The following is an 8,572-nucleotide window of genomic DNA, read 5'->3' as shown; positions in this document are numbered from 1 at the left end:
CTCAAAAACGCCCGGCGGCTCGCCACCCGATATGACAAAACCGCCGATAGCTATCTCGGCTTCATCCACCTCGTCTCAATCCGGCTGTGGATGCGCCAATTTGTCAACGCCTCCTAGTCCATTCGGAAGAGGTCGGACAGGTCGTCGATGGCTGTTCGATCGTCGTCACCCCGAGCCTCGTCACGGCCATTCTTTGGTGAAACCATCACGCTGCGCGGGGACAATGCGCTCGGGAGGTTAGGAAGACGGCTGCGGACGCTGCCGAAGCTGCGGACCAAGTTGGGGAGGCGCGTGGCAAAGGGAGGGCGAGTGCAACAAAGCGGTTACCGCAGCCCGGCAGGCTGCGCGTCACGTCAGGTAAACGCTGGATCGATAGTTCTGCTCATCGGCAGCGGGCAGATGCGTCGCCGATTCCGTCAGGGAGAGAAGAATTCGTGCAAAACGCGGTATATAGCCGGCAGCATCCGGGTCAGAACGGTGGCATCGCGGTCAGGTATTCGACGAACGATTTGCGGCCGACGGACGACAGCTTTACCATCGGGGTCGATATTCCCCGATCGCTCGTCCATATCGCGATGAGCGGCTTCTTCGGTGAAGACGATATTGCACGCTTCGTCGCCGAACGCGCCGTCGTCCATGCGCAACTCACCTGCGCGCCCAACCAGCATCTGACACTGAATGATCTGCGCGGCATGAAGATCCAGTCGCAGGAAGCGGTGGCCTCCTTCAAGAAGATCCTCGGCGATCCGGCATATCGGTCGAAGCGGCTCGCCTTCGTCGTCAGCCAGACACTCGCCCGCAGTCAGTTGATGCGCGCGCTGCTTCGGATCGGTCACCATGGCTGAGGCGTGGTTGCTCGGGGCGTAAGCGCGCCCGGGCCGCTGAGCACCGCACTTCGTCAGATCGTTTAGCTGGTGCACCCGACAGGATTCGAACCTGTGGCCTCTGCCTTCGGAGGGCAGAGAAATGGGTGGTTTTGGCACTCCCTGAGACGCAGAAAACGGCGGAAATCCTTGATTTTCTGTGCCAGTTGGTCCATAGAATTCCGACCATGTTTTCCGTACTTTTTCCGTACGGAATAAGCAACGAGAGTGAAAATGGCGCTGGACTTGAGCAAAGTGAAGGAGCGGGACGCCTTGCCCGCGCGGCGCGAGCCACACTGGCAGCGCATACGACCGGGTTGCTTCCTCGGCTATCGGCCCTCGCAGCGTGAGGGTGCGGGAACCTGGGTTGCGCGTGCCTATGACGAGGATCAGCGCGGCTATCGGTTGAAAGCGCTTGGTGATTACGGCGAGCATCCCGGCCGTGACCGGTTCGCGATCGCGAAGCAAGACGCCGAGGCATTTGTCTCCGTGGTCGAAGCCGGGGCACAGCCCGAGGAAAAGATCGAAACGGTCGAGGAAGCTTGCCGGCGCTATGTCAAATCGAACGCTGAAGCCGAAGGTCGTTTCAAGCGGTATGTCTATTCCGACACCATTGCGAAGCTGAAGCTCGCGAAGCTTCGCCGCAACCACTTGAAAGGCTGGCGGCAGAGGTTGGAGGAAAAGCCAGCATTAGTCAGTCGCCGCAAAAAGGGCGAGCAGACCACCCGCCCGCGCGCTCCCGCGTCGATCAACCGCGATATGGCAGTGCTTCGGGCGGCGCTCAACAAGGTTATCGCTCCAGGTGCCCCCGATACCGAGGCCGCTTGGCAAGAGGCGCTCAAGCCGATCAGAAATGCGGATCGACAGCGGACGTTGTATCTCGATCGCAGTCAGCGCCGTGCGCTCCTGGAGAACATCGACAAGGAAGCGGCTGCGTTCGTCAGGACCCTTTGCCTGCTTCCCCTTCGCCCCGGTGCTGTCGCCAAATTAAACGTGACGGATTTCGACAAGCGGACGTCGGAATTGACCATCGGCAAGGACAAGAGCGGAAAGCCGCGCCGTATCCTTCTGCCACCGACCGTCGCCAAATTATTCACGGCTCAGGCGAAAGGCAGCTTGCCGAGCGAGCCGTTGGTGGCGCGCGACAACGGAAAGCGGTGGGACAAGGAGTCGTGGAAAGGACCGATCGCGGAAGCGGTCGTTAAAGCGCAGCTGCCAGACGGCGCCACAGCGTACACGCTGCGCCACAGCACAATCACCGATCTGGTGAACGGCGGCCTTCCCCTGCTCACCGTCGCGCAGATAAGCGACACGAGCGTGGAAATGATCGAGCGCCATTACGGTCATCTCTGCCGGCACGCAGCAACTCACGCCTTGGCGGGTCTTGATCTCTAAATCGCCGTTTTCTTCCGCTTGGTGATGCTCGGCCCGCCCGGGTCTACCGCCATGCCTGCGTCGTCGCGTAGCTTGCTGGATCATCGATCTCTAACGGCTGTCTCGCGACCATCGTGAGAACCTTCTACCTACGTCCCGGCGCCCCAGTCTTGCCGAACCTAAGATTCTTGAGGAACGCGTCATAAATCCGTAGTGCGGCTCGCGCGTTTGAGGGGGGCGTTACCAAGAGGATTGATCCATCATCCACCTGGTCCGGCTGCTTGAAGGAAAAATTGGTCGTAATATTTAGCAACTTTATACCGCCGACAGCTCCGGAGTTCCTCGTTTGCCACCCGCCGGCTTTACCGAAGCCAACGGACTCCGCGCTCTGAGGTCTTCGCATCGCGTCCTCCTCGTCTACTCGGAGATGAATTTCGAAAACGATGCAACTTTGCCGCTTTGAGTCGAGAAAGATCGTGAAGCCATGGAAGGGGGCAGAACCAGCCACACCGCTCCACCCGGCCAACCCAGATGGCAGAGATGCCGCGAAATCGTAATCCTCATTGTGAATCGTCCCTCTGTACCGTTGTCCGATTCCAGGTCCCGGATACCCTGCCTGCCGGCAATTGCGAACGATTGAGCGCTCAACGTCAGCAGCGCGTGATGAGGGGGCGCCAAAGATCATAAACGCTGTGAAGGCTGAGATAAATTTCATGTACCTCATTAAGCACCTCAAAATTGGATGCCACAGTCCTGGGCGGCATCTTGTAATTGCCCTAAACGCCTGGCTAGCTCTCCCGGGTATGCAGGATTACTATTATACATATGATGCGGATTGCTATTAAGATCATTGGCGTATTGTGCTATCGTTTGTGGAGGGTTCTCCAGATAGGGACCCCAATTACTTTCCCAAGCTCGAGCAGATGCCTGAACGTTCGGATATGGTAAGTTGTTTCCTCCATGCAAAGTAGAACCGAACAGATTGTTTAGCGGCTTACCATGACTTAAGCTATTTGTTCCATAAACGTGTGACAAATTCCAGCCACTCTCTTGCACGGCTGTGGCCATTATAAACATAGGATTAACGGTTAAATCCGTTCCCATTTGACCAAAAATTTTAGTGTATTGGGACTGCATTATTAATTTACCGCATTTTGAATTCTTTGGGTTGGGTTTTCGTACCTTTTGTTGGGTTATTTGCAAAAGTCTATACTGAAAGAGCCCGCCATTTCCCAATGGCGATGGGTCGACCTGAGCGAAGTCATCGAGACACATCATGAAAGGACGCTGAAAGCTTCGATCGCTATTAAACTGCCCGTTGGGGAACCAATCCAGGTGCCACCAGATGAGGTTGACTTGTTTATCGCACATACCTGTCGGATCAGTCCCGTTGATCGGGTCGCCATGGACATAGTTATAGGGATTCATCCCGTCGCTATAGCCGATCGGATCAGTCTGCATGAACCGTCCTAGACGGGAAGAGTACATGCGCGCCTTGTAGTCATAGAGCCCCAGTTCCGGCAGCCATGCCTGGCCGGTATATTGGAAACGCCCGATATTGCCGCTCGCCGGCACGCCGAATTCGTCATAGCTGTTGATCGCGATGGCGGCACCCGAACCATCGCTCACCGCCACCACCGAACCGCGCTCATCGGCATGCAGCCAACGCCGATCGCTTGTTCCCGAGCCCTCATACCAGACAACCGGCTCATCGTCCCCCGGACCGTACACATAACGCCGCTGAATGGCGTTCGAGGGGTTCGACACTTCGGACGCGACATTTTGCCCGTCATGAACGTAGCGGGTTGAGATACTTGTGTCATATTCCATGAGTCGGTCGAGGGCATCGTAGTGCAGCGTCGTGCCGCCGCTGGCGCTCGTGACCAGATTTGCGGAATTGTAGCCGAAGGTGCTCGTGCCAGTGCTGCCAGCCGCGCTCGTTACATTGCCCCGCGCATCATATCCGATCGCATAACCGTTCGAACTGGTCGCCTGGCTCAGCCCGTTGACTACATAGGGCTTATCCATGTTCGCGTTGCCGCCATAGGCATAGATGTCATTCGAGCGCGTCGTGCTCGCAACTTGGTTTGCCGGGTTGTAGGTGAACCCGGCCCCGAAATCGCTGCCAGTTCCCGACAGGTGGTGCGACAGCGACGATAGTCGCGAAACGCTGTCATACCCGTAGCTCGTCGTCGCCCCATTTCCGCGCGTGATTCCCGTCCGTCGACCGAAATCATCATAGCTGTAGGTCGCGAGAACGCCCGGACCCGAGGTGACACCGTTCTCCCGGATTGCTGTAACCTCGCCCGTCACCGCATGGTCATAGTTCACGATAAATCCGTCGGCCCATCCTGTCAGCCTGCGCCGGCCGGCCTGATCGTATTGGTAGCTCATCGTCCCGAAAGGCTGGGTCTCGCTTCTGAGTTCGCTCAGGGCATCCCATACCATGGTGTGAGAAACGCCAATGGCAGGCTGCGAGACAAGCGTAGTGCGGCCGAACAGATCATAAGTGTAATTGGTGGCGGGCTCGGTCCCGGGCGGTGTCTTGGTGGTGAGACGGTTGAGATGGTCGTAGCTGAAGGTGACGGAGGTTCCATCGCGCAACCGCCGGCTCAAGATGTTGCCAGCCAGATCATAGCTGAACTGTTCGAAATCCGTTGTCGAGCTGGTGTTCGCGCCCTGTGCCGGGACCGGATACTGAATCTTCGAGATCCGCCAGAACCCGTCATAGCTGTAGGAGGTGCGGTTGTTATTGGCATCGATCACCGCCGTGACCATGCTGAGATTCCCGTAAACCGTGCTTTGGGTCGACTCAACGGCTGTGCCAAAAGCATTCTTGACCGAGGTCATACGCCGCAGGCTGTCATAACCATATTTGGTGATCTGGTCAGGGCCAAAATCATTCGCACCGCTTCCTTGTGTGCCAAGCGTGCAGGCCGCAGCAGTGATCGTCGCGAAGATCGTGGGGTTCATGCGCCGGGCGACGCAGTCCGGCAGGCCATCGCTCGCGTAGCTATATTGCTCGAGTGACTGGATGACGCCACCGGCTACCACGCGCTGCTTCACAACATGGCCGGCCGCGTCGAAGTCGCTCAGGACTTGCTGGGCCGCCACAAAGGTCGACATCCCCGTGTCGCTCTGGCTCGTCGCGGTGCCGGTCTCGACGGACGTGACTTGCTCGCCACTAAATGTTGTCCGTACGGCTTGCCGCAACCGCGGCCCGGCCCCGTCAGGATCGGGACCAATGCTACCGATCGCGCGCCGCGCGACATCATAATAGGTGCGTGTCGTATCGTCCGATCCGGGAAGCGGTCCATCGGCGGTCAGTAGGTCTCCGACCCGGCTATAGGTCATCGTGGTAGTCGCCACCAGCGACAGATCGCCTGCGCCCTTGGTCACCGACACAGGCAGGAGCGCATTGTTCGGGTCATAGGTCGTTGTGGATTTCACTTCGTCCGCAGTCCCCGCGCAACTTGTGCTCGTCTGGCACTGGGATATCGAAGTAAGGCGATAGACCGGCGAACCCGCGATGACCACGCCGCTCGCGTTACGATAGTTCGCGCTGAGCGCAATATAGCTATAGCGGGTTTGCGCCCGGATGCCGTTGGCGTCAGCAGGGTAGGTGACAGTTAGAACGCCGCCGTGCGCGGAATCGTAGGTATAATCGGTCTGCTGGTTGTTCGCGTCGATCGTGTAGATGGGCTGGTTGCAGACTTTGGGCTGCGTGCAACTCGCTGGATAGAAGGCCCTGGTCACGACATCGGCCGGCGTTCCCGGCGTGTTCGACACGCTGCGCTTCTCGGTCACGTTCCCGCGCCCATCATAGGTGTATTTGACGACTGCCTGGTCGATCTGCACGAGTGCGATATTATCGGGGCGCTTGTCGCTGCCATAGTGGTAGGAGGTCGCAATCGCGCCTCCCACAAGGTTAGCGAACGGTCGCCCGCTAGCGCCATCGAAATACACATGGTGATGAAGCCCGGCCGGGCTGGAGGAATCCGCGTTACCTTGGCCAAATTGATCGACACCGGTCGAGTATGTCCATGCTCCAACGCCATCACTGAACCCGGTTACGAGTCCGCTTGAAGTCCAGGTCGTCAGCGTCAGGCTTTGCTGGTGCCCGCTGGGAAAGGTGACCGTCTGGAGCCCGGCCGTGCCCTGCGCTGTAAGAGTCACACTCGCGGTTTGCCCGGCATTGTCGGTTGCGTGATAGGCCCCGTCGATCGTCATACTTGGCCAATTGCCGACCAAGGTACAAACGTCGGCATTGGGATCGCAGGTTTCATCCGCCATGTTGAAGGCGACGGCGCTGGTGACATGCAGAACGTTGCTGTTATCCAGCCCCCAGGTCAGGCGAAGCTGGTAGCCGAGATTGCTGACAATCGAACGCAGCGTATAAAGGTTGGCTGGATCGGATGTCCTTCGGTACGAATAGCTCAGCGTTTCCCCTGCTGGGTAGGTAAGGCTGAGAATCCGCGGCACCGAGTCTAGCACGTCGCCCGCAATAAGTTGCTTGGCGAAAACGCCGACCATACCGTCCGCGGCCGTGTAGGTGAATTGTTGGGTCGAGCTGTTGTAGGTCAGTGTCGACCCGCTGCCGCCCTGATCCTGCGCGAAGGTTCCCGTGCCGAGCGCGCCGGTCAAGATGAAGACGTCGCTGCCGCCGCCAATGGTTACGCTGTAATGGGTGGACGTCGCGCTATCGACCGTGATGAACCCGAGCCAATCGTCCTGCCCTTCGTTCGATGTTGAGAAGCTATACGCGAGGCTCCCAGGGCCGCCCGGGCCGATCGCGATCTTCAGCGGGACAATAACGCCCTTGCCACTCACCAGATCGATCCCGTTATCGTCGATCTGGGAGACGACCGGAGGCACTTCCGCCTGCACCTGCGCGCGGGCGGGCGCGCTGACCGCGACCGAAAGCAGAGCTCCGGTAACCGCAAGTGCAAGCAGGTTATTCTTGAGTTTCATGAGTCCCCCTGGCAACTTGGATCGTGATTGGATCGACAGTGGCGCGAGCGGCTTTTTGCGGCCCCCCCCCCCCCCCGCGCCACTCAGGGTGCGCCGGTAACCTTCAGATTCTTGCGATTGTCGGCGGCATCATAGGTGTAATTGGCGATCACATTGTTGTTCACCGTGCCGCTGTGCTGGGCCAGAATCAGCCGGCCCTTTGCGTCATAGCTGTAGGTGATGGTCTCCGACGCGCTTGCGATCCCGGCTGCGGCAATCAATGCGCCGATAACCAGCAGTTCGGCCCAACTCTTTCTTGTCATGTCGCCCCGCCCATCATGCCTTTTTCTAGGTGTGAGCAGGTAGAACATAAATCGAAGTAGTCGGATAGCGATGGCGGTGCGGAACAACCGTTTTGGATTTGGTTGCTGTCGCTGGTGACAAGCGCGGCAATTCAATGACGTCGGCCAGGCCAACTCCTACCTGTCTACTGGCAATGATCCGGTGTTTCATAGAAAATCGGGTTGCGGGTCCATTCGGTCACCGCTGACTCTCGCCAACCCACGCAGCGCACGCTGATGTGGACGTTCTGGGGAAACGTGCCGTTCTCCATCTTGCGGTAGAGGGTCGATCGACAGAGGCCGGTGCGTTCGAGGACGGTCTTGAGGCGGAGGATGCGATCGGGGGCGTCGGTCATGGCGTGGTCCTGTGTGCGTCGGTCTGGCTCCCCGCGAACAGGTTTGGGATGTTGGAGCGCGGCGCAAGGGGATCATGTCCAGATGGCGGCACGTGGCGTGCTGTGGCGGCGTAAGAGTTGCTCTGGCGTGGGGGCTGATCGCGATGTTGGGAGCCTGGCGTCTCACGCCTTCGGCATGACCACGCTCTACGCCGCTTCCGCGACGCCGAGTCGCTCTGCGGCGTCTCGGTCCATTCGGATGACGATCGCTGACGCTGGATTGATCCAGAGGATCAATCCCGCCGGTGCTCTGCACCGGTTCGCGGACATCGCGCGAGCGCGATGGCGTGTGCCTCCGGCATCGAATTGGCGGGTGGGCGTCGCTGCCCTGTAGTCCCGCCGCGGCGTGCCGCAACCTGAGCTGCGCTCAGGTCCTCCTCTTCGTTTCGGCCCTGCGGGTGCTGCCCGCCTTCATCGGCGGGACTGTCGGTCCGCTCCTGCCGCCCACCCGCCCACATGGGGAGGGGGTCTCGGTCAAGTCGATAATGCCATGCTTGCTCCTTCTTCGATGAGATCCAGGTTGAGCCCCGTTTCTAGGCCGTGTTGACAAAGGGGATTCCCAATAGCGGCAGTATCTGATTCAGGGTGGCTTTTGGGAGGCTGCCTTGATCCGTGGTTTGATGAGCGACGAAGAATGGAGCTGCCTTAA

At 58.9% G+C, this 8,572-nt stretch carries 5 protein-coding genes, 1 tRNA gene and 1 pseudogene; 2 read left to right on the top strand and 5 right to left on the bottom strand.

The window, feature by feature from the left end; translation table 11 throughout:
• Nucleotides 1–117: pseudogene (locus U1839_RS26385) on the top strand (IS5 family transposase); the annotation flags it as partial.
• 299 nt (nucleotides 118–416) lie between these two features.
• Here the strand turns inward: U1839_RS26385 and U1839_RS26380 are convergent.
• Together U1839_RS26380 and U1839_RS26375 are read right to left on the bottom strand one after the other, a co-directional pair.
• Nucleotides 417–839 carry a hypothetical protein gene (locus U1839_RS26380; RefSeq protein WP_332806534.1) on the bottom strand — a complete coding sequence of 141 codons (423 nt, stop codon included), beginning with the start codon at nucleotides 837–839 and terminating at the stop codon, nucleotides 417–419.
• A 73-nt stretch (nucleotides 840–912) separates the two neighbouring features.
• Nucleotides 913–1,027 (bottom strand) — tRNA-Arg (locus U1839_RS26375).
• Nucleotides 1,028–1,097: 70 nt separating this feature from the next.
• Here U1839_RS26375 and U1839_RS26370 point away from each other — a divergent pair.
• A complete protein-coding gene (locus U1839_RS26370) occupies nucleotides 1,098–2,258 on the top strand; it encodes a tyrosine-type recombinase/integrase (protein WP_332806533.1) in 1,161 nt (386 codons plus the stop codon).
• 711 nt (nucleotides 2,259–2,969) lie between these two features.
• On the opposite strand, the gene U1839_RS26365 is transcribed toward U1839_RS26370, so the two are convergent.
• The 3 genes from U1839_RS26365 to U1839_RS26355 form a co-directional block, all read right to left on the bottom strand.
• A complete protein-coding gene (locus U1839_RS26365) occupies nucleotides 2,970–7,208 on the bottom strand; it encodes an RHS repeat domain-containing protein (protein WP_332806532.1) in 4,239 nt (1,412 codons plus the stop codon).
• Between the two features lie 83 nt (nucleotides 7,209–7,291).
• Nucleotides 7,292–7,510, bottom strand: a complete 219-nt coding sequence (locus U1839_RS26360) for a hypothetical protein (protein ID WP_332806531.1) — start codon at nucleotides 7,508–7,510, stop codon at nucleotides 7,292–7,294.
• 164 nt (nucleotides 7,511–7,674) lie between these two features.
• Entirely contained in the window at nucleotides 7,675–7,884 is a 210-nt protein-coding gene (locus U1839_RS26355) for a helix-turn-helix transcriptional regulator (RefSeq protein ID WP_332806530.1), read from the bottom strand.
• Nucleotides 7,885–8,572: the final 688 nt, after the last annotated feature.

This window comes from Parasphingomonas halimpatiens (assembly GCF_036663795.1).
In the GTDB taxonomy this organism is placed as follows: domain Bacteria; phylum Pseudomonadota; class Alphaproteobacteria; order Sphingomonadales; family Sphingomonadaceae; genus Sphingomonas.
Note: the sequence above shows the minus strand (reverse complement) of the source record. Positions and strands in the feature narration are given on the sequence as shown.